The 20,564-nt window shown below is 66.3% G+C and carries 19 protein-coding genes and 1 tRNA gene; 10 read left to right on the top strand and 10 right to left on the bottom strand.

The window, feature by feature from the left end:
• Nucleotides 1-144: 144 nt before the first annotated feature.
• From AB0I94_RS12320 to AB0I94_RS12300, 5 genes are all read right to left on the bottom strand, one after another.
• Entirely contained in the window at nucleotides 145-1,077 is a 933-nt protein-coding gene (locus tag AB0I94_RS12320; protein ID WP_363309438.1) for a hypothetical protein, read from the bottom strand.
• Between the two features lie 30 nt (nucleotides 1,078-1,107).
• The gene (locus tag AB0I94_RS12315) at nucleotides 1,108-1,341 is read right to left on the bottom strand and encodes a helix-turn-helix transcriptional regulator (RefSeq protein WP_363309591.1); all 234 of its coding nucleotides are present in this window, start codon (nucleotides 1,339-1,341) and stop codon (nucleotides 1,108-1,110) included.
• Nucleotides 1,342-2,150: 809 nt separating this feature from the next.
• Nucleotides 2,151-2,648 carry a hypothetical protein gene (locus AB0I94_RS12310; RefSeq protein WP_363309437.1) on the bottom strand — a complete coding sequence of 166 codons (498 nt, stop codon included), beginning with the start codon at nucleotides 2,646-2,648 and terminating at the stop codon, nucleotides 2,151-2,153.
• Nucleotides 2,649-2,926: 278 nt separating this feature from the next.
• Entirely contained in the window at nucleotides 2,927-3,187 is a 261-nt protein-coding gene (locus AB0I94_RS12305; protein WP_363309436.1) for a hypothetical protein, read from the bottom strand.
• A 953-nt stretch (nucleotides 3,188-4,140) separates the two neighbouring features.
• On the bottom strand, nucleotides 4,141-5,826 hold the full coding sequence (locus tag AB0I94_RS12300; RefSeq protein WP_363309435.1) for a recombinase family protein: 1,686 nt from the start codon (nucleotides 5,824-5,826) through the stop codon (nucleotides 4,141-4,143).
• A 208-nt stretch (nucleotides 5,827-6,034) separates the two neighbouring features.
• Here AB0I94_RS12300 and AB0I94_RS12295 point away from each other — a divergent pair, with 208 nt between their 5' ends.
• From AB0I94_RS12295 to AB0I94_RS12285, 3 genes are all read left to right on the top strand, one after another.
• Entirely contained in the window at nucleotides 6,035-6,400 is a 366-nt protein-coding gene (locus AB0I94_RS12295) for a hypothetical protein (protein ID WP_363309434.1), read from the top strand.
• Between the two features lie 169 nt (nucleotides 6,401-6,569).
• Entirely contained in the window at nucleotides 6,570-7,202 is a 633-nt protein-coding gene (locus AB0I94_RS12290; protein WP_363309433.1) for a bifunctional DNA primase/polymerase, read from the top strand.
• A tRNA-Lys gene (locus AB0I94_RS12285) sits at nucleotides 7,193-7,266 on the top strand. The genes AB0I94_RS12290 and AB0I94_RS12285 overlap by 10 nt, the downstream gene beginning before the upstream one ends.
• Before the next feature lie 86 nt (nucleotides 7,267-7,352).
• Here AB0I94_RS12285 and AB0I94_RS12280 read toward each other — a convergent pair.
• Entirely contained in the window at nucleotides 7,353-8,633 is a 1,281-nt protein-coding gene (locus AB0I94_RS12280; RefSeq protein ID WP_363309431.1) for a M6 family metalloprotease domain-containing protein, read from the bottom strand.
• Between the two features lie 327 nt (nucleotides 8,634-8,960).
• On the opposite strand from AB0I94_RS12280, the gene AB0I94_RS12275 reads away from it, so the two are divergent.
• On the top strand, nucleotides 8,961-10,766 hold the full coding sequence (locus tag AB0I94_RS12275) for an EAL domain-containing protein (protein ID WP_363309430.1): 1,806 nt from the start codon (nucleotides 8,961-8,963) through the stop codon (nucleotides 10,764-10,766).
• 14 nt (nucleotides 10,767-10,780) lie between these two features.
• Here the strand turns inward: AB0I94_RS12275 and AB0I94_RS12270 are convergent, their stop codons facing one another.
• The 3 genes from AB0I94_RS12270 to AB0I94_RS12260 form a co-directional block, all read right to left on the bottom strand.
• Nucleotides 10,781-11,878 (bottom strand): LLM class flavin-dependent oxidoreductase, encoded by a 1,098-nt coding sequence (locus AB0I94_RS12270; protein WP_363309429.1) that lies wholly within the window; start codon nucleotides 11,876-11,878, stop codon nucleotides 10,781-10,783.
• A gap of 437 nt (nucleotides 11,879-12,315) precedes the next feature.
• Nucleotides 12,316-13,053 (bottom strand): decarboxylase, encoded by a 738-nt coding sequence (locus AB0I94_RS12265; RefSeq protein ID WP_363309428.1) that lies wholly within the window; start codon nucleotides 13,051-13,053, stop codon nucleotides 12,316-12,318.
• Nucleotides 13,054-13,065: 12 nt separating this feature from the next.
• Complete coding sequence (locus AB0I94_RS12260; protein WP_363309427.1) at nucleotides 13,066-13,902, bottom strand: decarboxylase; 837 nt, start codon at nucleotides 13,900-13,902, stop codon at nucleotides 13,066-13,068.
• A gap of 355 nt (nucleotides 13,903-14,257) precedes the next feature.
• On the opposite strand from AB0I94_RS12260, the gene AB0I94_RS12255 reads away from it, so the two are divergent.
• Nucleotides 14,258-15,214: a D-2-hydroxyacid dehydrogenase gene (locus tag AB0I94_RS12255; protein WP_363309426.1), complete on the top strand. Its 957-nt coding sequence runs from the start codon at nucleotides 14,258-14,260 to the stop codon at nucleotides 15,212-15,214.
• Between the two features lie 75 nt (nucleotides 15,215-15,289).
• Nucleotides 15,290-16,693 (top strand): amidase, encoded by a 1,404-nt coding sequence (locus AB0I94_RS12250; RefSeq protein ID WP_363309425.1) that lies wholly within the window; start codon nucleotides 15,290-15,292, stop codon nucleotides 16,691-16,693.
• A 19-nt stretch (nucleotides 16,694-16,712) separates the two neighbouring features.
• On the opposite strand, the gene AB0I94_RS12245 is transcribed toward AB0I94_RS12250, so the two are convergent.
• Complete coding sequence (locus AB0I94_RS12245; RefSeq protein WP_363309424.1) at nucleotides 16,713-17,213, bottom strand: DUF3830 family protein; 501 nt, start codon at nucleotides 17,211-17,213, stop codon at nucleotides 16,713-16,715.
• 175 nt (nucleotides 17,214-17,388) lie between these two features.
• On the opposite strand from AB0I94_RS12245, the gene ehuB reads away from it, so the two are divergent.
• Genes ehuB through ehuA form a run of 4 tightly spaced genes read left to right on the top strand, consistent with a single transcriptional unit; the run spans nucleotide 17,389 to nucleotide 20,468 of the window.
• Nucleotides 17,389-18,261: an ectoine/hydroxyectoine ABC transporter substrate-binding protein EhuB gene (ehuB, locus tag AB0I94_RS12240; protein ID WP_363309423.1), complete on the top strand. Its 873-nt coding sequence runs from the start codon at nucleotides 17,389-17,391 to the stop codon at nucleotides 18,259-18,261.
• Nucleotides 18,258-19,004, top strand: coding sequence for an ectoine/hydroxyectoine ABC transporter permease subunit EhuC (ehuC, locus tag AB0I94_RS12235; protein ID WP_363309422.1), 747 nt, complete (start codon nucleotides 18,258-18,260; stop codon nucleotides 19,002-19,004). Before ehuB ends, ehuC begins: the two co-directional genes overlap by 4 nt.
• Nucleotides 19,005-19,048: 44 nt before the next feature.
• Complete coding sequence (gene ehuD, locus AB0I94_RS12230) at nucleotides 19,049-19,666, top strand: ectoine/hydroxyectoine ABC transporter permease subunit EhuD (protein ID WP_363309590.1); 618 nt, start codon at nucleotides 19,049-19,051, stop codon at nucleotides 19,664-19,666.
• Nucleotides 19,656-20,468 (top strand): ectoine/hydroxyectoine ABC transporter ATP-binding protein EhuA, encoded by an 813-nt coding sequence (gene ehuA / locus AB0I94_RS12225; RefSeq protein WP_363309421.1) that lies wholly within the window; start codon nucleotides 19,656-19,658, stop codon nucleotides 20,466-20,468. Before ehuD ends, ehuA begins: the two co-directional genes overlap by 11 nt.
• The last annotated feature ends 96 nt before the right edge of the window (nucleotides 20,469-20,564 follow it).

Raw genomic sequence — 20,564 nt, 5'->3', positions numbered from 1 at the left:
GGGGCTCTCGTGTGCCCTAGGAAAGCCACTTGAGTGGCGTCCTGTTGCCCAGATCAATACTCAGATCAACAGACTATTCAGTCCAGGGCTTTCCCTTCTCGGGAATCGGGTTAGGGCGGGGGTGATCCGGCCAATCCCTGCTCACTACTTCTTCGCAGTCTTGGCGCTCATGGTCTCAGCACTGAACGCACCGGAAGAAAGCTTCAGACCAACTGAACGGGCCGGATCAATCTCAGCTGTGCCCACGAAAGCCTCAGCAATGATTCGCTGAGTGAGAGTGTCGTCGTGGAACGCTTGAAGAACGGTGAGCGCGTAGCCAACACTCGAAGTGGAGTCAGAGAACTCGGCAGACGCCCCGTTCGAGCCGGGCGGAGCGTACGGGGCACGGATGGCCATGGCAAAGGCATCCTGAGCGTAGGCCACTGCACCGGCATCCAGGTAAGGCGAAACGACAACGTTGAAACCATGGAGCCTACCGATGACAGCATCTGCCAGAGCATCGTCACCACCAGAGGAATTGACCGCAGCCAGCATCGGATCAGCCAAAAGCAGCTTCTTGACATCAGGGGAAACAGCCAGCCAGCGGGTACCCGGGACCTTGGCCTTATCCAGCTTGACACCAGCGTCCAGAATCGCATCACGGACATTGGCAGGATCGATAATCAGGGCGTCAGCCGCAGCAATCTTCGGGTTAAGCCGTTCAGTCGCAATTGCATTCTCGATGTACTCGGCAACACCCTGGGAAGTCGGAACGACTGCCTGAACCTGAGTCGAGAAGACGTTCAGGCTGTAGTCCTTCGGGCTTAGCGAGACCGCAGAAACAGCGTGAGTACTGAGCTTGAGGGGAACAGTGCCCTCATTCACTGTCTGGACAATATCCGTGATGGTAGTCGTGCCTTCGATGAAAGGCTTGGCCGGAATCGCCTTAGGGACTCGGATGCGAATGGTGTCACCAAACCCACCCTCGAATTCCTTCTCAACATCACGAAATACAGTACGGCCGAGAACCAGAGAGGCCCCCAAGGAAGCGGCGGCAACAGATGCCACCTTGTCAGTCACTGCAAAGTTGTTAGCCATTTTCAATCTCCGTTCCTAGTGATCAAAGGTTCAGGCAGCGTTAGTGACGCGGGCCTGGGTAACGAGCTGGCGGATTACACCGTGTTCCGGCTGAGTGAAGCCACCGGGGCACAGAGCGGCAATCTCACGCTCGTTCTCACCCACATAGGCCAGAAGTACCGAGATAGGCATACGGACCGTCTGAGCCCACTTCACAAGGTGTTCGTGAGTAGGGGCGTGCTGGCCCGACTCCCACCGGCCAACCGTCTGGCGGTCAACACCCACCAGGTTGCCAACATCTTCCTGAGTCAGGCCGAGGTTCCGGCGCCGCCGCGCAAGGTCAAAGTTTGGAATCACTTGAATCACTTCACTTTCAGCTGATTGGGATGAATCAATCCCATCAATGGGCAATAAAAAGGGGTCCGTTGCTCCCAGGCGGACCAAGCCTGCTGTGACTCTTGCTTAGGGCCGGTGGTCACAGATACCGGCACCTCTCCGTATGCCAGTGAGAGGTAGGAATGAAAGGGGGTTGTTGCATCAGCTCATAAAGCGGCGGCCACATTCAAGACGCCGTGACCAAAGTCAAGACGTCCATCCCCCTCGCGAAGCTATGGGGTGGATGTTGAAGACTGGTCATCGGTGGATGGAATAAGAAGTCGCTGTCATCAGCACGCCCGAGCGTAAGGAATCCACCGTTAAGCACCGGAGTGCAGCGCAGGAGGTGTAGGTGGATTCATGTAGTGAGGTTGCTAAGGTGCTGATGTCCATATCGAGCACGGAGCCGTAGGCGGAGTGTCAAGGGTAGGTAGTGAAACAGGAGGACAGATCCGCCCGGAGATGAACGTCAGTGAATCTCAGGATCTAGTTCCGACTGGAGTGGTATGAGTGAAACCCAGATGGCCTCAAAGCCATCTGGGATCTAGATATCTACTTGTCCGCCCAAAGCGGACATTAGTGAAGCCCCTGGGTCATCTGCTCTCCCAGGGGCCTGTCTCTTCAACTCTTCTCAGTAAGTAACGTCCTTCAGGGTTATAGACCCTTCAGGGTTATAAAGACCTCAGGGTTATGGGAGAAGCGTACTTCCACCCAGGTGTCTACCCCCTCCGACGAGACTCGATCTCTTCCGACTTGTGCCACACGTCGTCGAAAGTGTGGGAGTGGTCGTGATCTGGAATCGTGAGCCAGTAGAGATCAGGGTTTCCCTCTCCTCGGTTTGTGGAGTACTGGAACAGCCAGCCGAGTTCGCACAGGTTCTTAAGGTCAGTGCTGAGTGCCCTTACGCTGCCCTTTTTGGCTGCGGCTGCATACACAGACTGCCGGTGCCCGTTGCTCTTCTTTCCAGGCTTGCCAGTAGTCCAGTCGTTGAGCCGGGCCACCGCAAACGCGGTCGGCAGGAGATGACTCTTCAGTTCGGGGTCCATGCAGAAGAGAATGGCGGTTTCCCACTCTGACTTCTGGGCGGCACGCGGAAGCTTGCGAGTCATCTTCTCCTGCATTTTCTCAGCCTTCTTGGGCTCGGGTTCCGGCGCATGCTTCACGGGCGGGGAGGCAGGCTTCTGAGGCCTTTCCTCGGTGAAGGCAAATGGGTCCACTGGGGTGAGGGTGGGGCGCACCCTGTTGACTGGCGCAGTCTGCCGGTTAGGGCAAGGGTTTTCGTTCGAGCACTGCACTCCGAACGGGTCAGCGAACCCACAGGGCCCCGTGTGCATGTAGGGATAGGTCTCGCTAATCCTCATATGTTTCTCCATTCGGGCATTAGAAAAGGGGCCCGGCTGATGAGCCAGACCCCTGGTGCGGGATAGTGGATATAGAAAGACCCGCCTCAATCAGGTGAGGCGGGTCTCTCGCTTGTTGTGGTGCCCGACTAATGTCAGGCAGTGAGTGCCTTGATGGCATCCGCCAGAGCATCCACGCGCTTCTTCAGCTCTGCGTTCTCACTCTCAAGGGCTTCTATCCGCTGCTCCAAGTCTTGATCGGAATAGATCGCATACTGCATAGCCTGCGCAATTTCGCTGGAAACTTGCCCGCGAGTGATGGGGCCGGTCGGGTCCGGGTCAGAGGAGTATCCGACATGTTTCACATGCTCGATATCACTGTCATCGCTGATCTTCTCGATAAAGTCATCGATCATGTAAAGTCCCCTCAGTTTTTAGGCAGGCTAAAGCGTCTCCGAATTGCGATTGGTGCCGGTCGGCCACTAGGCCCGACTCCCTGGTGAGACAGGGGGGTGCCGCAAAAGGTTGTACGAGATGGCAGTGACCTGAGTCACGGCCCACTAGTTGACTAGTCAGGGGGAGGGGGTAGCCCCCTGGCCATGCGGGCGCCACCAAGGATCTCCCGTTGCCAGCAAGACCCCTGGTTGTCGACTCACGTGCTCCGTTGGGGCATTCAGGCCTCTGGTGGGGTATCGGTAGCGGCCTCTGGTCGTTAGCCCCTTCGGGCTGTCCTCCGTTCGAGCCCTGAGAACCCTGGTCACCAGACCGTTAGGGCGCCTTTGGGGCCAATGAGAGCAGAGGCTCCCGTCCGCCAGCTTGGCATGAGCCGAGATAGCCGCTCAGGGCCTCTTAGAAGGGAAGTGCAGAGCTGATGAGAGTCGATGTCTACACAGTGCATAGCGACGGCACCAGGACCCTCGTTAAAGTTGTCAATTACGACGATGAGTCAGAAAAGGATCTGCGAGAGTCTCTCGACCCTAATTGCCGACTGTTCCACGATACATTCCATCGCAACAATGACGATTGCGCGAAGGCTGGCTGCGCATTTTGATCGCGTTGCGAAACGTCTGAGGGCGCGGAGGGGAGGGGGAGGGGGAGGGGCCCGCCCCGACGCGTTATTTTGATCGGGACGTCATAGCAAGCGGAAAGCAGTACGGGTCTCCGTGGAATTAAAAGCCACCAGAATGCAGCATTGATAGGTGTGTGACCATTATCACGTACCCTTGGGGTTGCTGGGTAAGAGGCACTTCAGAGCCCAATCAGATTGAATCCTGTCACCCTTATTTTCACTGCGGACATGAGGAAGCCCCCGCCAGAAGACAGGGGCTCCCCCATTCAATTCAATTGAAACTGAGCAGAGGGGGACGGCTTAGAGGCCGTCGTACTCCATGTGCTTCTCGTACTTCAGTTCCCGTTCCTGCTCAAGCATCTGGGAAAACTCTCCCAGGCTCTCCAGGAAGGCTTGATGAATGGTCGTCTCGTACTCTTCTCCATCGGCAGGCTCAACACCGTTCAGGACACCACTGGCCCGGTCCGTGAGGTCTTTCGGCGTCATCAGGACAAAAGATGAACCTCCCTTGGGAGTGCCGATCGGGTACAGCCGGAAACCTGACTTCCGGAGGAACGGCCCCTTCTCGCTCCAGTCCCTGAACCGTGCCCACCTCTGCCGGTAGGTCTGCCCCGTCCCCCTCTCCTCCCAATGCCCTGGCACGAATGGCTCCTCCTGGAGCTTGGCCAGGTTCTCCGAATGCCGGTCCAGCGTGTTGGTCAGAGCCGTGACAGCAGTGGCTGACGTTGCCTGTCCGATCGCCTGCGACAGGTTATCGATGGCTGCGGTCAACTCCGCGATCTGCTGCCGGTTGTCTCGTCCGGGAACATAGGAACGCTCCATAACTTCCTCGTCCCCCAGCTTGGACAGGAATGCACTCTCCGACTGCTCGTACAGGAATTGCTGAGTCCAGGACACAGAGAACGGGCACGCTGCCCCATTGCTCCACGATGAGCACCGGAAATACTCGTGCTTCCTAATTTCCCCAGTCTTGAGTTTCGTCGGGGAGCTGTTCTCATACATCTTGAGCCCGCAAGGGCAGATTAGAACTCCAGTCATTGGGGAGCTATTGGACTTGATTCCGGCCCTGTGTTTCCCCAAGTTCCTAACAGTGACCTGGAGCTTGTCATACTCCTGATCGGTCAGAATAGGATCTGCCCACCTTACGGGGAGTCCATCTCTCAGTAGTGGTTGCCCCTTATGCATGGCAACACCCTTCAGGATGGGCTTCTTCAGCATCTTTCCCAGGGTTGAGGTAGACCACTTGGTGCCCTTGATGTTGGTCTTTACCCCGGCCTTCTTTTCCTGAGCGTTGATACTTCGCTGATAATCCTGGGAAGTCAGGATTCCCCGCTGATTCCAGTCATCACAAACTCGACTCATGTTCCAGCCTTGCTCTGCGATCCGTTGGTATGCCTCACGAATAAGAGGGCCAGTAACAGGGTCAACGATGAGCTTGTAACGCTGCTTCCCCTTGTACTCAGCCAACACCGGACGGTATCCGAACGGCCAAGTACCACCACCCCAAAGGGACTCGTCACGGTAGTACTGGGTCTGATTCCGTCGCTTCCTTACGATGGCTTCCCGGTACTCCTGTGCCTGAGTTGCCTTGATGTAGGCAATCATTCGGCCGGTCGGAGTGTGGATATCTAGTCCGGGGTCATCAAGGCAGATGATTTCCTTGTTTCCCCCGTGGCAGCGTTCCGCGAATCGGTCCCAGTGGTGCTGGTCCCTGGTGATCCGGTCCAGGGACGTGACCATGATTGCGTCCCAGTCGTGCCAGTGAGGCTCCTTCATCCACCGGCCCAGCTTCGGCCGATCACCCAGGTTGACCGCACCGGAGACTGTGGAGTCCTCTACCTCACCGGCGACCGCGTACCGGCCCTCCGTGGCTGCTGCGTCCAGTTCCTCGCCCTGCCGGGCAAGAGCAGAGCTGTCCTCGGTGTCCCTACTGATGCGGCGTACCTTGAGCACTCGCATACCGGGCTGGAGTCGTGCACTGGACATGTGCCTACCTTCTTCCTCTGGGCCCTGGCAGCATATTGGGTGATCTTGTCTTCCCAGGGCTGGGAGGCGAACCACGCCGTGCTCGCGCGCCTCGCGGAACACCGGGTCGCCTGGCGGCAGCCGTGAGCACAGGGCCCACGGCCCCCTTGCGCGGCAAGGGAGAATGGAAGACGGCCCCACGGCCGGAAACCGTACGAGGAGGAGAACCATGGCGGAGCCCGAGCGGCCCCGGACCGAGCAGCGTCTGCGACCCGCGCCCCTGCTCTTCGAGCCCGCGGAAGCCGTCGCCGACCCGGAGCACTTCTTCGACCTGGAGTCGATGGAGGACCCTCGGGAGCTCCTGGCTCGCGCCACCGAGCTGACCCACGCCTTCCGTGCCGCGACGGACCGTTCGGTCGAGTTCCAGGCGATCGCCGCGGCCCAGCTCGCCGACCCCCGGCGCTTCGACCGCCTGACGCCCGCCGCGATCGCCGAGCGTGCGCAGTGGACCGAGGACTACGCGAAGAAGATGGTCGAGTTCGGCCGGGACCTCCTGCGCGGGACCGGCGGAGGTGGCGGCGGCCCCCAAGCGTGAGGGCTGAGAGCCGAGGGGGCTGAGAGCTGAGGAGCCTGAGGGCCCGGCGGCTCTCAAAAGATCACGGGCATATGCCAAGGAGGGCAAGGTACTCCCCCGCAGCAACCGCTGTCCCCATTTCTGACAACTCCAGGAAATGGAACGCTCACTACCGGTAGATGTCATTGCCATGAGCAGCACGCGTCTTCACCCGGATTCCGCCCCCGCCCGCGTCCAGGACATCTCCGACGTCACGACCGAGGGAGCCGCTTGGCTCGCCTCCGCGGAAACGTATCCGCGCAGCGCGCTCGCCCACTGGCGCAGCCGCCCCACCGCCCCCGCGGTCCTCCCCTGCGGCACCGTCTTCGACGTGGTGAGCGTCCCCGCGGTCTTCGGCCGCCGGATGCTGGACCGGTTATGGGACGAGGGCCCAGGCTCGGGCCCCGTCGCCGCGCACCGCGGCCGCATGCTGCTCTTCGCCGCCCCCGGGACCGCCCAGCGGCTGCCCTCGCTCCTGGAGTGGGAGGAGTGGGGCCGGGCCGTGCCCGGCATCCTCTGCCACGGCATGGGGGACGCCGTGACAGTGCCGCCGATCACACAGGAATCCCGGGCGGAGGCGCCTTCCGGTCGGCTCGAAGGGCACCTCGAATCGCGCTGGCTGGTGGCGCCCGACGCCCGCCACCCGTGGCTTCCCGGGCCCGAGGTCGTGCTCTGGGCCTGCGTCCGCGCGGCGCGTGCCGCGGCGGGCTCGGCGGTCCGTATATCGATTTTTCCTGGCGGCGATCAGGGTGCTAAGGTCTACGACGTCAGCAGGCGCCGCTAGCTCAGTTGGTTAGAGCAGCTGACTCTTAATCAGCGGGTCCGGGGTTCGAGTCCCTGGCGGCGCACAGACGGAAAGAAGCCCCTCGCGAAAGCGGGGGGCTTCTTTCATGCCCCTGCGCCGGCCCCCGTGAGGCCCCGTGCGGCCACCCCGTCAGCCCACCGACACGTTCACCGTCCACGCCCCGGACACCGTGCGCCCCTCCACCTCGACGCGCACATCCTCGTCCGGCACCGTGAAGCTCTCCCCCGCCCCCACCGGCGCGTCCGCGAGCGGCGGATACACCGAGTCGGTCCAGCACGCCTCCGACTCCGGGTGGGCGTCGAGCACCTCGACCGGACCGCCGCCGGACGGCGCCTCATTGCGTACGCGGTAGACGAGCACTCCCTCGCTGCAGGTGCCGCGGTCGTTGCCCGCCGCGTCGCGCGCCTCGAAGGCGATCACGCTGCCGCGGCCCGTGCGGACGACCGCCAGCTTGGTGCCGCCGATGCCCCCGCGCACGGGCCGCGTCGACAGCGACTCCAGGGTCAGCCGCCGCCCCCCGCCCTCGACACACGCCACCTGCCGCTGATCCAGCCAGCCGAGCTTCCACTTGTGCCAGCCGAAGAGGTCCGGTGAGAGCCCGAACTGGCTGCCCATGACGTCCCAGTCGCCGACGTGCGTGTCCCAGTCGCCTTCGCCGTCCGTCGGCCGGTGGTAGAGGTCGGGCAGGTCGAAGACGTGGCCGGTCTCGTGGGCGAGGACGTTGCGGTCCGGCGGATGCCGCTCGAAGACCGTGACGATGCGCCTGATGTCCGCGCCGTCGGCCCGCATCGGCCGGTCGAAGTTGACCACCTTCGTCGCGTCCGAGTCGACGCCGGGCGCGTCCGGGTCGGCGACGAAGTAGACGACGTCGTACCGGGAGAAGTCGACGCGCGGATCGGCCGCGGCGACCGCGTCCCGCAGATAGGCGCTGCGCCGGGAGGGACTCCAGTCGCGCTGTATGGCGTACGAGGTGGAGTCGTCCGGCATCTGGACCCACTCGCGCCGCGCGTGCGGACGCAGGGCGAACTTGCCGTAAGAGGCGCGGTCGAAGAACTGGCTGGTGGCGGGGAAGTAGTCGGCCGCCAGATCCTCGGGGGCGATCCGGGGCGGGGAGTCGGGGAAGGAGAGGAAGACCATGACCGCGTCGAGGGCCTGGTCGGGGCGCGTATAAGCGTCGTTCCAGGTGTCCAGGCCCTCCGAGTGATGCGCCGGTGTGCGCTGCAGCGCGCAGGGGGCCGCCGAGGGCTGGGCGGTCGCGGGGCCCGCCACGAGCCCGGTGGCGGCAAGTGCGGTCAGGGACGTAAGGGCGGCGGCCGTGCTGCGCAACCGGGGTCTCTCCCCTCCACGGGTGAGTCCCCAGGGGGGTAGCTGACGCGGCACGTCCACCTCCGGCTGCGGGTTACGGGGCATCCCACCCACCCTGTGCGGCTTTTCTCTGGTACGCCCTGTTTGTCTGAGCCAACCGGGTGACGCGCCGCTCCCGGGATGCTCACGGACCGTCACAAGTTGTCGCCGGGCTGCTGGAGGCGTAAAGGAAGCAGTACACGGGCGAGCAGAAACGATCTGTCACCGGGTGGGTGCCACATCCGCACCGGGCATGCACCTGTCCTATGCCTCGCGCGGCCGCCACGCGGCACCGCTCTGTGGCTGGATGCGCCCTCGGGCCAGCCCCTATGATCGGCACACTTTCCTGCGCGGGCCCGGCCTCGCCGAACAACTGCACTGCGGGAGCAAGTGGTGAACGGAACGTCTGAAGGCCAAGCGCCCACAGCGGTCACAGCACCCGACCTCGCCTGGGCACCCATTACGGAGCGTCACTATCCAGAGCAGCGGCCCGACCACCGAGCCGCTTTCGCCGCCGCTCCGCTCGCCCTCGGCGTCGTGGACGGCGACGGTCTCGTCGTCGATGCCAACGACGCGCTCGCCGAGCTGCTCGGCGCGGCCCCGGACGAGCTCGCGGGGCGTCTCGCCGCCGATCTGGTGGACCTGGCGTCGGACGCACGCACCTGGCACGCGTACCGCGAGGTGCTCCGCGGCCGCCAGGCGAAGCTGCGCTGTACCCGGCGACTGAAACACCCCGACGGGCACTCGCTGTGGGTCCAGGTCACGGTCTCGCCGATGCCCGGCGGGCGTACGGTGCTGCTCGCCGCCACGGACATCAGCGCGCGCCGTGAACTCCAGGCCCGGCTGCGGCATCTGCAGATGCACGACCCGGTGACCCGGCTGCCCAACCGCAGCCTGTTCTTCGAACGTCTCGCCGCCGCGCTCGAAGCGGGTGCGTACGACGACACGGGCACCGGCCGGATCGGGCTCTGCTACCTGGACCTCGACGGGTTCAAGGCGGTCAACGACACCCTCGGCCACCGGGTCGGCGACCGGCTGCTCGCGGCCGTCGCCGAGCGGCTCACGCGGTGCGCCGACGAGGCGGGCCACGGCAGGACGGCGGCGCCGCTGGTCGCGCGGCTCGGCGGCGACGAGTTCGCGCTGCTTGTGGAGGACTCGACGGGCACGGATCAGCTGGCCGACCTCGCCGAGACGGCGCTCAAGGCGCTGCAGGACCCCTTCGACCTGGCGGGCCAGCGGCTCTCCGTGTCCGCGTCGATCGGCGTCGTGGAGCGGCGTGCCGCGGGGACCACGACGACCTGCCTGATGCAGGCGGCCGACACGACGCTCTACTGGGCGAAGTCGGACGGCAAGGCCCGCTGGACGCTCTTCGACCCCGAGCGCAACGCCCACCGCATGACCCGCCAGACACTGTCGAGTTCACTGCGGCCGGCCGTGGAACGCGGTGAGTTCCTTCTCGACTACCAGCCGTTGGTGCGGCTTGAGGACGGCGGGCTGCGCGGGGTCGAGGCCCTGGTGCGATGGCAGCATCCGCGCTTCGGGCTCCTTACGCCGAATCGGTTCATCGGATTGGCGGAGGAGGACGGTTCGATCGTGCAGCTCGGCCGCTGGGTGCTGCGGACGGCGTGCCGCCAGGCCCGGCAGTGGCAGCTTGACCACCCGGGTCGGCCGCCGGTCTTCGTGAGCGTCAATGTCGCGGTGCGGCAGGTGTGGGACTCGGATCTGGTGGCCGATGTCGCGCAGATCCTCGCCGAGACCGGCCTTGACCCCGAGCTGCTCCAGTTGGAGCTCACCGAGTCGGCGGTGATGGGCTCGGCGGGCAGGCCGCTGCAGGCCCTGCAGTCGCTCAGTGACATGGGGGTGCGGATCGCCATCGACGACTTCGGCACGGGGTACTCGAACCTGGCGTACCTGAGCCGGCTGCCGGTGTCCGTCCTCAAACTGGACGGCTCCTTCGTACGCGGCTTCCAGTACGACGCCGAGGCGGGCGAGGCGCACATCAACCCCGCGGACGAGGTCATCGTCGAGGCCCTCGTACAACTCGCGCACCGGCTCGGCCTGACCGTCACCGCGGAGTGCGTGGAGACCACGTCCCAGGCGGCGCGGCTGCGGCGGATCGGGTGCGACACCGGGCAGGGGTGGCTGTACTCCCGCCCGGTGGCGCCGGATCGTATCTCCGCCTTGCTGGCCGCGGGTTGACCGCTCCTCGGCGGTTACGCGGCGGGCAGCCCGTAAGCGTCCGCGATCAGCTCGTAAGAGCGCAGACGCACCTCGCCGCTGTGGGCGTTGGCCGTGATCATCAGCTCGTCGGCTCCGGTGCGCTTGGCGAGGCCGTCGAGGCCGGTGCGGACCTCGTCGGCGGTGCCGTGGATGACGTTGGAGTTCCAGCTGTTGACGAAGTCCCGCTCCATCTCGTTGAACTCGTACGCCTCGGCCTCCTCGGGGGTCGGGACGAGCCCCGGCTTCCCGGTCCGCAGCCGGACCATGTTCAAAGCGGCGGCGAGGACCTGCCGACGGGCTTCCTTCTCGTCATCGGTCGCCAGCGCGGACACACCGATGAGGGCGTAAGGGGCGTCGAGAACGGCGGACGGCTTGAACGACTCCCGGTAGAGGTCGAGCGCCGGGATCGTGTTCTGCGCGGAGAAGTGGTGCGCGAAGGCGAAGGGCAGGCCGAGCACCCCCGCGAGGCGGGCGCTGAACCCGGAGGAACCGAGCAGCCACAGGGGCGGGCGGTGCGGGGACTGGACGCCGCCGGGTGAGGTGGCCTGGACGGGGCCGGGTACGGCGTGGATACGGCCGTACGGGTGCCCGTCGGGGAAGTCGTCGTCGAGGAAGCGGGTCAGCTCGGCGAGCTGCTGCGGGAAGTCGTCGGCGCCTTCGTTGAGGCGGTCAGTCCTGCGCAGGGCGGCGGCGGTCGCGCCGTCCGTGCCCGGGGCGCGGCCCAGGCCCAGGTCGATCCGGCCCGGGGCCATGGCCTCCAGGGTGCCGAACTGCTCCGCGATGACGAGGGGGGCGTGGTTGGGCAGCATGACGCCGCCCGAGCCCAGGCGGATTCGCTCGGTGTGGGCGGCGAGGTGGGCGAGGATGACCGCCGGGGAGGAGGAGGCCACTCCCGGCATGGAGTGGTGCTCGGCCACCCAGTAGCGGTGGTATCCGCGTCCCTCCGCCAGCTTGGCGATCTCCACGCTCTTGCGCAGGGCGTCGGTGGCGGTGCGGCCCGCCCCCACGGTCACCAGGTCCAGTACGGAGAGCGGGACCGGCGCGCTGCCGTGCCGCTCGCCGCGGATGTCGTCGCTCGGGTCCACTGTCACGGGGGTCCAGCCTCCTGCTGCGCGTGCTTGTGCGGTAAGTACTGCTCCCCGCTCCAACAGGAGGGTGGCTCCGCTTTATTCCCGTGGGGTGAGCGGGCTCCCCGGCGGCGTCCCCTGAACGAACAAGCTCTCCCACCCACCCACCCGCCCGTTTACCCCGCATCCGATCCTGGACGAACAAGCTCTCCCGCCCACCCGCCCGATTGCCCCGCAGTCGACCCTGGACGAACAAGCCTTCCCGGCCACCCGCCCGATTGCCCCGCAGTCGGCAACGAGACGCGAGGGGACGTGTCGGTTTGTCTGCCCGGAGCACGGTTCGCAGGACTCCCCCGCCGAAGTAGCCGCACGGCCACCGGACGATAGCGAGGACGGACATACCGGCGCGGCCCCGCCCACAGACGGACCAACCCCGCACCGGCACCGCAGGGCCCCGCCCCCTACCCGCGAACCTGCACCACCGGCTCCTTGGTGAACAACGCACCCAGCGACGGAGCGTTCACCCGACGAGAGGCCAGCCGCAGCGCCTCCCAGACCGTCACCTGGTTCGCCGTAAGGACCGGTTTGCCGAGCTCCTGCTCCAGGTCATGGACGTACGCCGCCGTATGCAGCGCCGTGTCGGGGAGGAGCAGCGCCTCAGCGTCCGGGTGGTCGCCCGCGCGCGCCATGGCCTTGACCTCCTCCCAGCCCCACGTGCCGACCTCCGCCGCCGTGATGATGCCGTTGCCCTGCGTCGACACGACCTCCACGCCGGACGCCTTCAGGAACGAGGCGAAGAGTGCCGCCACGTCCTCCGGATACGTCGCCGCGACAGCGACCCTCCCCGCCCCCACCTCACGTGCGGCGTGGGCGAACGCGAAGGACGTGCTGGACGCCGGCAGGCCCGCGGCGCGGGCCAGGGCGCGGACCTGGTCGTGCGCACCCTCCCAGCCGAAGACGAAGCTCGCGCTGGTGCACGCCCACACCACGGCCTCCGCGCCGGACAGGCGCAGCTCCTCGACACCGGCGGCGAGCCGTTTCGGCGAGCCCATCTCCAGGAGCGCGTCGACCCGGTGCGCGTCCTCGCCGATGTCGGTGTGGACGACCTGCAGCCGGACATCACTCCCCAGCATCTGCTCCATGCGGGGGTAGTCGTCCTCAGCCGAGTGACCCGGATAGAGGAAACCAAGTGCGGTCACTTCCAGCCTCCTTCAAGGCAGCGTTGGTGGTCCTTCGGGCAGACCCTGGGGCGGATCGAGCGGTACCACACCCGGCAGGTCGCCGGGCCCGGAGACCGGACCCGCGCCCGGCCTGACACTCGGATTGATCAGCGCCTGGTAGGGCCCTACCGCATGGGTACCCAGACGACGCAGGGCGGACCACATCGTCACCTGGTTCGCGGAGATCACCGGCATCCGCAGCTCGGCCTCCAGCTGCGGGATGACGTCGTACGTCGCGAGGTTGGTGCAGCTGATGAAGAGCGTGTCGGCCCCGCCGAGCACCGCCCGCCGCGCCATGTCCGCCACGTCCTTGTACGGCACTTTCCAGATGTGCCTGGTCAGGCCCAGATAGGCGCGGCCGGTGACGGACACGCCGGATTCCGCCAGATAGTGCTCCAGGGACTGCGTCACCGACCAGGTGTAGGGCGTGACGAGCGCGATGCGCCGCGCGCCCAGGTCCTCCAGCGCTTCGAGCAGCGCGCCCGAGGTGGTGACGGAGGAGACCGCGCCCTCGCGGGTCATGGCCTCGCACATCGCGCGCTCGCCGGCGATGCCGCCGACGAAGCTGCCCGAAGTGCAGGCGTACGCGAGGACTTCGGGTTCGGCGGCGCTCAGCGCCCGCACCGCCTCGCCGAGGGTTTCGTGCTCGCTGACGAGTCGCGCCAGGTCAAGGCTTACCTCGACAGGCACGTACGGAGTGCGGGTCAGATGGAGGGAGACCTCGTCCGGAACCCAGCGCCAGAGTTCCCGGTCGAGGGCGAAGTCGAAAGGGGCGACGACACCTACACCGCGCTGAGGGTGTGGTCCGCCGAGGAAGGAGACGTCCATGAGCAGGCCCCAAGTTCGTGCGTACGTGCAAATGGAGGGACCGGCCGGGGGCCGGGAGATGCGGAACCGGCGACGCGCCGGGACGTCGGGACGGGGCAGAAAGCGCGAAGGAAGCGCTACAGAGAGTGCTATGAACTCATACGGAGAGTACTCAGTCATGGGGTGCTTGTGATAGAGCACCTCTGTTGACGAAGGTAGTTTCAGGTGCGAGCGTGGTCAATCCGCGCATCTCAGACGGTCCTGGCCGACCCGTACTCGTCGGCTCTGACCGACGCATACTCAGGGAAGCGGAGTCTCATTGCGAAACGGTTTCTCCCCGATGTCCGAATCAACGTCAGAAGAAGCGTCTGATCCGATGTCCGACACAACCGTTCTGGTCCTTGACGCCCCGTCCCCCGCCCCGCCGCCCCGCCTCGGCAGCCTCACCGGACGCGCCCGGATCCTGCACGCGGACGCCGACACCCTGGCGGCCCAACTCCCCCGCGCCGACGTGCTCCTGGTGTGGGACTTCCTCTCGGACGCCGTACGGCTCGCCTGGCCGGGCGAGGGCCCGCGTCCGCGCTGGGTGCACACCGCGAGTGCCGGCGTCGACCGCCTCATGTGCCCGGAGCTCGTCGCGTCCGACACACTGGTCACCAACGCCCGCGGCGTCTTCGACCAGCCGATCGCCGAGTACGTGGCCGCGCTCGTCCTCGCCATGGCCAAGGATCTGCCGCGCACGCTTCAGCTCCAGGGCGAGCGGTCCTGGAAGCACCGCGAGACCCAGCGTGTCGCGCGTACGCGCGCGTGTGTCGTGGGTTCGGGGCCGATCGGACACGCCATCGTCCGCATGCTGAAAGGCCTTGGGATCATCACCGCCCTGGTGGGACGCAGCGCTCGCAACGGCGTGCACGGCCCCGACGAGCTCGACCGGCTGATGGCGCGCGCCGACTGGGTGGTGTGCGCGGCGCCGCTCACGGACGACACGCGCGGCATGTTCGACCAGCGGCGCTTCGGGATGATGCAGCCGTCGGCGCGCTTCATCAACATCGGGCGCGGCGCGCTCGTCGTGGAGGACGATCTCGCGGCCGCCCTGTCGAAGCGGTGGATCGCGGGCGCGGCGCTCGACGTCTTCGAGCACGAGCCGCTGCCCGCGGACAGCCCCCTGTGGACGGCGCCGGGGCTCCTCGTGTCCCCGCACATGAGCGGCGACACGGTGGGCTGGCGAGATGAACTGGGGGCGCAATTCGTTGAGTTGTACGAGGAGTGGGCGGCCGGGCGGCCTCTTGCCAACGTGGTCGACAAGAAACGTGGGTATGTACCCGGGAGTTGATCACGGGGGTTGATCACTCCCGAGCCACTCCCACCCCTTGAGGCGAGCCACTTCCCTCCCCCCTGAGGAGCGTGCATGACCGAGCTCACGGATCTCACCGCGGTACAACTCGTCGAGGCCTATCGCAAGGGCGAATTCAGTCCGGTCGACGCGACACGCGCGGCGCTGCGCCGGGCCGAGGAAGTGCAGCCCGCGGTGAACGCCTTCGTGCGCATGACTCCCGAAGAGGCCCTCGCGCAGGCCGAGTCGAGCGCCGGGCGGTGGCGGAGGGGTGAGCCGTGCGGCCTGCTGGACGGGGTGCCGGTCTCGGTCAAGGACATCCTGCTGCAGCGCGGCGGCCCGACGCTGCGGGGCTCGAAGACCGTTCGTACGGACAGGAGTTGGGACGAGGACGCGCCCTCGGTGGCGCGGCTTCGTGAGCACGGCGCGGTGTTCATCGGCAAGACGACGACGCCCGAGTTCGGCTGGAAGGGCGTCACGGACAGCCCGCAGAGCGGGATCACGCGCAACCCGTACGACACCTCGCGCACCGCGGGCGGCTCCAGCGGCGGCAGCGCGGCGGCCGTGGCGCTCGGCGCGGCCCCGGTGTCGCTGGGCACGGACGGCGGCGGCTCGGTGCGGATCCCGGGCGCCTTCTGCGGGATCTTCGCGCTGAAGCCGACGTACGGGCGGGTGCCGCTGTACCCCGCGTCCGCGTTCGGCACGCTGGCGCACGTCGGGCCCATGACGCGGGACGCGGCGGACGCGGCGCTCCTGATGGACGTCATCAGCGGCCCCGACGCGCGCGACTGGTCACAGCTCGGCCCGGTGGCGGGCAGCTTCCGCGCGGGTATCGAAGGCGGCGTACGCGGTCTGCGCATCGCGTACTCGCCCTCGCTCGGCGGTCAGGTCGCGGTGCGGCCCGCGGTCGCCGCCGCGGTGCGGCGGGCGGTGGAGTCCCTCGCGGCGCAGGGCGCGTACGTCGAGGAGACAGACCCCGACTTCACGGACCCGGTGGAGGCTTTCCACACCCTGTGGTTCAGCGGTGCCGCACGGGTGACCCAGCATCTGCCGTCCCGTCTGCGGGAGTTGCTCGATCCGGGGCTGCGCGAGATCTGTGCGCAGGGCGCCCGGTACAGCGCGCTCGACTACCTTGCCGCGGTTGACGTACGCATGGAGCTCGGCCGTCGCATGGGGCTCTTCCACCAGACGTACGACCTCCTGGTCACACCGACGTTGCCGATCACCGCGTTCGAGGCGGGGGCGGAGGTACCGAAAGGTTCCGGCCATCGCCGGTGGACCGGATGGACCCCGTTCACCTACCCCTTCAACATGACGCAGCAGCCGGCCGCGACCGTCCCCTGCGGGGTGGACGGGGAGGGGCTGCCCGTCGGGGTGCAGATCGTGGGGGCGCGGCATGCCGACGCGCTCGTCCTGCGGGCCGCGCACACGCTGTACGAAGCGGGCGGCGCGGGAATCGCGCCGCCCGCCACTGACTGAATCCGGGTCGGGCCCTGCCCTAGGCTCTGCGGAAATTCAGCGTCTCGCCCTGTGCGCCCGCGCGCCACAGGTCGTTGCAGGCCTCGGCCATCCGGTCGAGGCCGTCGACCACTTGGCCCCAGACGATGCCGGGGACCCAGCCGACGTCGCCGTTGAGCAGCAGGTTGTTGCGCTCGTAGAAGAGGGCGAGGTCCACGACCGTGGCGCCCGCCTTGACGTCCGCGGCCGGTTCGTACCCATAGGCCTGTGTGCCCAGTTGCGTCCCGTTGAAGGAGAAATAGCAGAGGTCGCCGGGGATGGGGGTGACTGTCGGGTTCTCCAGGGGCGGCTCGCGGTCCGCGAAAGCCGGGAAGAGGGCGTAGATCTCATTGCGGGCGTACTTCGCGTGATAGACGTCCTCGCTGAGCGGAAGCGCCTCCCACACCGCCGCGCAGGTCACCGGGGCCCGGTCGTCGAGCAGCTTTGCCGTGCACTGAACTCCCCGCTTGGCGAGGGAGACTTCGATGAATCGGTCTGCCATGTGTCCCATGCTCCTCCCTGGGTCAAGACCACAACGATTGCATCAGGGGCTGAAATTGGCCCGCATATTCCGCGTCGAGTCGGGTAGCCGCGCGCCCATGGCTCCACCACTTTGGAACGACCCAGAGAGCAATGAGACAGAGAGCGCCCGGGCCCACGGCACGGGACCGAGTGCGGTGCCCCGGAACTCCGGGGTCCGCCGACGATCACTCCTGTTCGGCGCGACCGCCATAGGCGCGGTGGGCGCGCTCGGCGCCGCGGGCTGCAGCAAGGTCCCCACGGGGGACACGCTGGCGCGCCTGAAGACGCAGGGGACCGTGCGGCTCGGGATCGCGGGTGAGGCGCCGTACGGGTACGTCGACGAGGACGGGGCCTTCACGGGCGAGGCGGTGGAGCTTGCGAAAGTGATCTTCAAGCGCCTGGGTGTCGACAGCGTGCAGCCCGTGGCGACCGAGTTCGGCTCGCTCATCCCTGGCCTGAACACGCAGCAGTTCGACGTGGTCTCGGCCGGGATGTACATCAACAAGGAACGCTGTCAGCAGGTCATCTTCTCGGACCCCGAGTACCAGATGCTGGACTCCTTCATCGTCCCCAAGGGCAACCCTAAGAAGATCCACAACTACCAGGACGCCTTCAAGATCAAGGCGAAGATGGGCACGGGTCCCGCCTACGCGGAGATCGACTACGGGATCGCCGCGGGCTACAAGCGGGGCGACATCTCCATCTTCCCGGACCCGGTCGCGGGCATGAACGCCGTCGAGGCCGGCCGCATCGACTTCTTCGCCGGTACCGCGCTGACCAGCCGTGGCGTGGTGCGCAAGAGCACGAAGGCGGAGGCGACCGAGGCCTTCGCGCCCGTCGTCGACGGAGAGAAGCAGATCGACGGCGGCGGCTTCACCTTCCGGCCCACCGACACGGAACTGCGCGACGCCTTCAACGTAGAGATCCACAAGATGAAGAAGAGCGGCGAGCTCTTCCGCATCCTGAAGCGGTTCGGCTTCACCAAGGACGAGATGACCACGCTGACCGCAGAGGAGCTGTGCAAATGACAGCGGGACTGTGGGAACACTGGGTTCTGCCCGGTATCTGGATCACCATCCAGCTGACGATCTACAGCGCGGCCCTCGCGGCCGTCGTCGCCTTCGGCATCGGCATGGCCCGTACCCACCGGCTGCGCACGGTGCGCTTCCTGGCCGGTCTCTACACCGAGATCTTCCGCGGCACCTCTTCCCTGGTGCTGATGTTCTGGATCTTCTTCGTCCTGCCGCAGCTGGTGGGCTGGGCGCTGGTCCCGATGTGGGCGGCCGTGCTGGCGCTCGGACTCTCCTACGGTGCGTACGGCGCCGAGATCGTGCGTGGCTCGCTCAACTCGGTGACACCGGCACAGCGCGAGGCGGGGGTCGCGTTGAGCTTCAGCCCGTGGCAGCGGATGCGGCTGATCCTGCTGCCGCAGGCCATCCCGGAGATGATCCCGCCGTTCTCGAACCTGCTGATCGAGCTGCTGAAGGGCACCGCCCTGGTCTCGCTGCTCGGCATCGGCGACGTGTCCTTCGCCGCGAACCTGGTGCGCCTGGCGACCACGGAGAGCGCGGAGATCTACACGATCACCTTGGTCATCTACTTCGTGATCGCGTTCCTGCTGACCCGCGGGATGCGCTCTCTGGAGCGTAAGACCAAGGCGGGGATCGGCCAGCGGCCCGAGCCGCGGGACGGCCTGATGAGCAAGCTCAACTTCCGCCAGCAGCTGGCGACTTCACAGATTCCGAAGAGCTCAGGGGGCGGTGGCGCGTGAACAACGGAACTGACAAGTGGGACTGGGGTGCGGTCTCCGACTTCATGCCGCACTTCTGGGACGGTGTCCTCACCACCCTTCAGGTCCTCGCACTCGGCTCGCTGATCTCGTTCTCGCTCGGCCTGGTGTGGGCGCTCCTGTTCCGCGCGCCCAGCCGCTTCGTGCGGTGGCCGGTCGGCATCGTCACCGAGTTCATCCGCAACACCCCGCTGCTCGTGCAGCTGTTCTTCTTCTTCTTCGTGCTGCCGGAGTGGGACATCCAGTTCTCCGCGCTGACGACCGGCACCATCGCGATCGGCCTGCACTACTCGACGTACACCGCGCAGGTCTACCGCGCGGGCATCGAGGCCGTACCCGTCGGGCAGTGGGAGGCGGCCAGGGCGCTGAGCCTGCCGTATCGCCACACGTGGACCGCGGTGATCCTGCCGCAGGCCATCCGCCGCGTGGTCCCGGCGCTCGGCAACTACGTCATCGCGATGCTGAAGGACACCCCGCTGCTGGCCAGCATCGGCGTGCTGGAACTGCTGCAGCGCTCGCGTCTGCAGGCCGCGGAGACCTTCCAGTACACCGAGGCCCTGACCGTCGTCGGTGTGGCCTTCATCGTCATCGCCTACCCGTCCTCCCTCCTCCTCCGAGCTCTGGAGCGTCGTCTTGTCGTCTGAAACCACCCCCAAGGAAACGGCCAACCCGGCGGTCGACGGCAGCGAGCTGATCCGCTTCGACAAGGTCACCAAGAGGTTCGGTTCGAACACCGTCCTGGACGAGCTCGACTTCTCGGTGGACTCGGGCAAGCACGTCACGCTGATCGGCCCCTCCGGATCGGGCAAGACCACGATCCTGCGGCTGCTCATGACCCTGATGAAGCCCGAGGAGGGCACCATCAAGGTCGGCGGGCGCTACCTCACGCACGAGGAGAAGAACGGCAAGCTGGTGCCGGCGGGCGAGAAGTACACCCGCGAGGTCCGCAAGAACATCGGGATGGTCTTCCAGCAGTTCAACCTCTTCCCGAACATGAAGGTCCTGCGGAACATCACCGAGGCGCCGGTCCAGGTGCTCGGCCTGTCCAAGGACGAGGCCGAGGAGCGTGCCCGCGGTCTGCTCGAACTGGTGGGGCTCACCGAGCACATCGACAAGTACCCGAACCAGCTCTCCGGCGGCCAGCAGCAGCGCGTGGCCATCGCGCGCGCCCTCGCGATGCGTCCGCAGGTGCTGCTCCTGGACGAGGTCACGTCCGCGCTCGACCCCGAGCTGGTGGCGGGCGTCCTCGACGTCCTGCGGGACATCGCGCACACCACGGACATCACGATGCTCTGCGTGACCCACGAGATGAACTTCGCCCGTGACATCTCGGACCAGGTCCTGATGTTCGACTCCGGCCGCGTCATCGAATCCGGGACGCCGGAGAAGATCTTCACCGAGCCCGAGCACCAGCGGACCCGGGAGTTCCTCAGCGCGGTCCTGTGACCGCGCTCCGTAATCACGCAGGCTATGGCCTTGGGTGGTGACGCTGGCATATGCCAGGGTGGCGCGTTCCTGCTGACAGAGCCGGAACGCGCCACC

Origin of the sequence: Streptomyces sp. NPDC050147 (assembly GCF_040660195.1) — a bacterium.
Lineage (GTDB): Bacteria > Actinomycetota > Actinomycetes > Streptomycetales > Streptomycetaceae > Streptomyces.
Note: the sequence above shows the minus strand (reverse complement) of the source record. Positions and strands in the feature narration are given on the sequence as shown.

What these genes read in the sequence shown, in the direction of transcription:
- AB0I94_RS12305 (WP_363309436.1), bottom strand. Translation starts at nt 3,187, where the DNA reads ATGATCGATGACTTTATCGAGAAGATCAGCGATGACAGTGATATCGAG.
- AB0I94_RS12245 (WP_363309424.1), bottom strand. Translation starts at nt 17,213, where the DNA reads ATGGCAGACCGATTCATCGAAGTCTCCCTCGCCAAGCGGGGAGTTCAG.
- ehuD (WP_363309590.1), top strand. Translation starts at nt 19,049, where the DNA reads ATGCCGCACTTCTGGGACGGTGTCCTCACCACCCTTCAGGTCCTCGCA.
- AB0I94_RS12280 (WP_363309431.1), bottom strand. Translation starts at nt 8,633, where the DNA reads ATGCCCCGTAACCCGCAGCCGGAGGTGGACGTGCCGCGTCAGCTACCC.
- AB0I94_RS12300 (WP_363309435.1), bottom strand. Translation starts at nt 5,826, where the DNA reads ATGTCCAGTGCACGACTCCAGCCCGGTATGCGAGTGCTCAAGGTACGC.
- AB0I94_RS12290 (WP_363309433.1), top strand. Translation starts at nt 6,570, where the DNA reads ATGAGCAGCACGCGTCTTCACCCGGATTCCGCCCCCGCCCGCGTCCAG.
- AB0I94_RS12295 (WP_363309434.1), top strand. Translation starts at nt 6,035, where the DNA reads ATGGCGGAGCCCGAGCGGCCCCGGACCGAGCAGCGTCTGCGACCCGCG.
- AB0I94_RS12320 (WP_363309438.1), bottom strand. Translation starts at nt 1,077, where the DNA reads ATGGCTAACAACTTTGCAGTGACTGACAAGGTGGCATCTGTTGCCGCC.
- ehuC (WP_363309422.1), top strand. Translation starts at nt 18,258, where the DNA reads ATGACAGCGGGACTGTGGGAACACTGGGTTCTGCCCGGTATCTGGATC.
- AB0I94_RS12255 (WP_363309426.1), top strand. Translation starts at nt 14,258, where the DNA reads ATGTCCGACACAACCGTTCTGGTCCTTGACGCCCCGTCCCCCGCCCCG.
- AB0I94_RS12260 (WP_363309427.1), bottom strand. Translation starts at nt 13,902, where the DNA reads ATGGACGTCTCCTTCCTCGGCGGACCACACCCTCAGCGCGGTGTAGGT.
- AB0I94_RS12250 (WP_363309425.1), top strand. Translation starts at nt 15,290, where the DNA reads ATGACCGAGCTCACGGATCTCACCGCGGTACAACTCGTCGAGGCCTAT.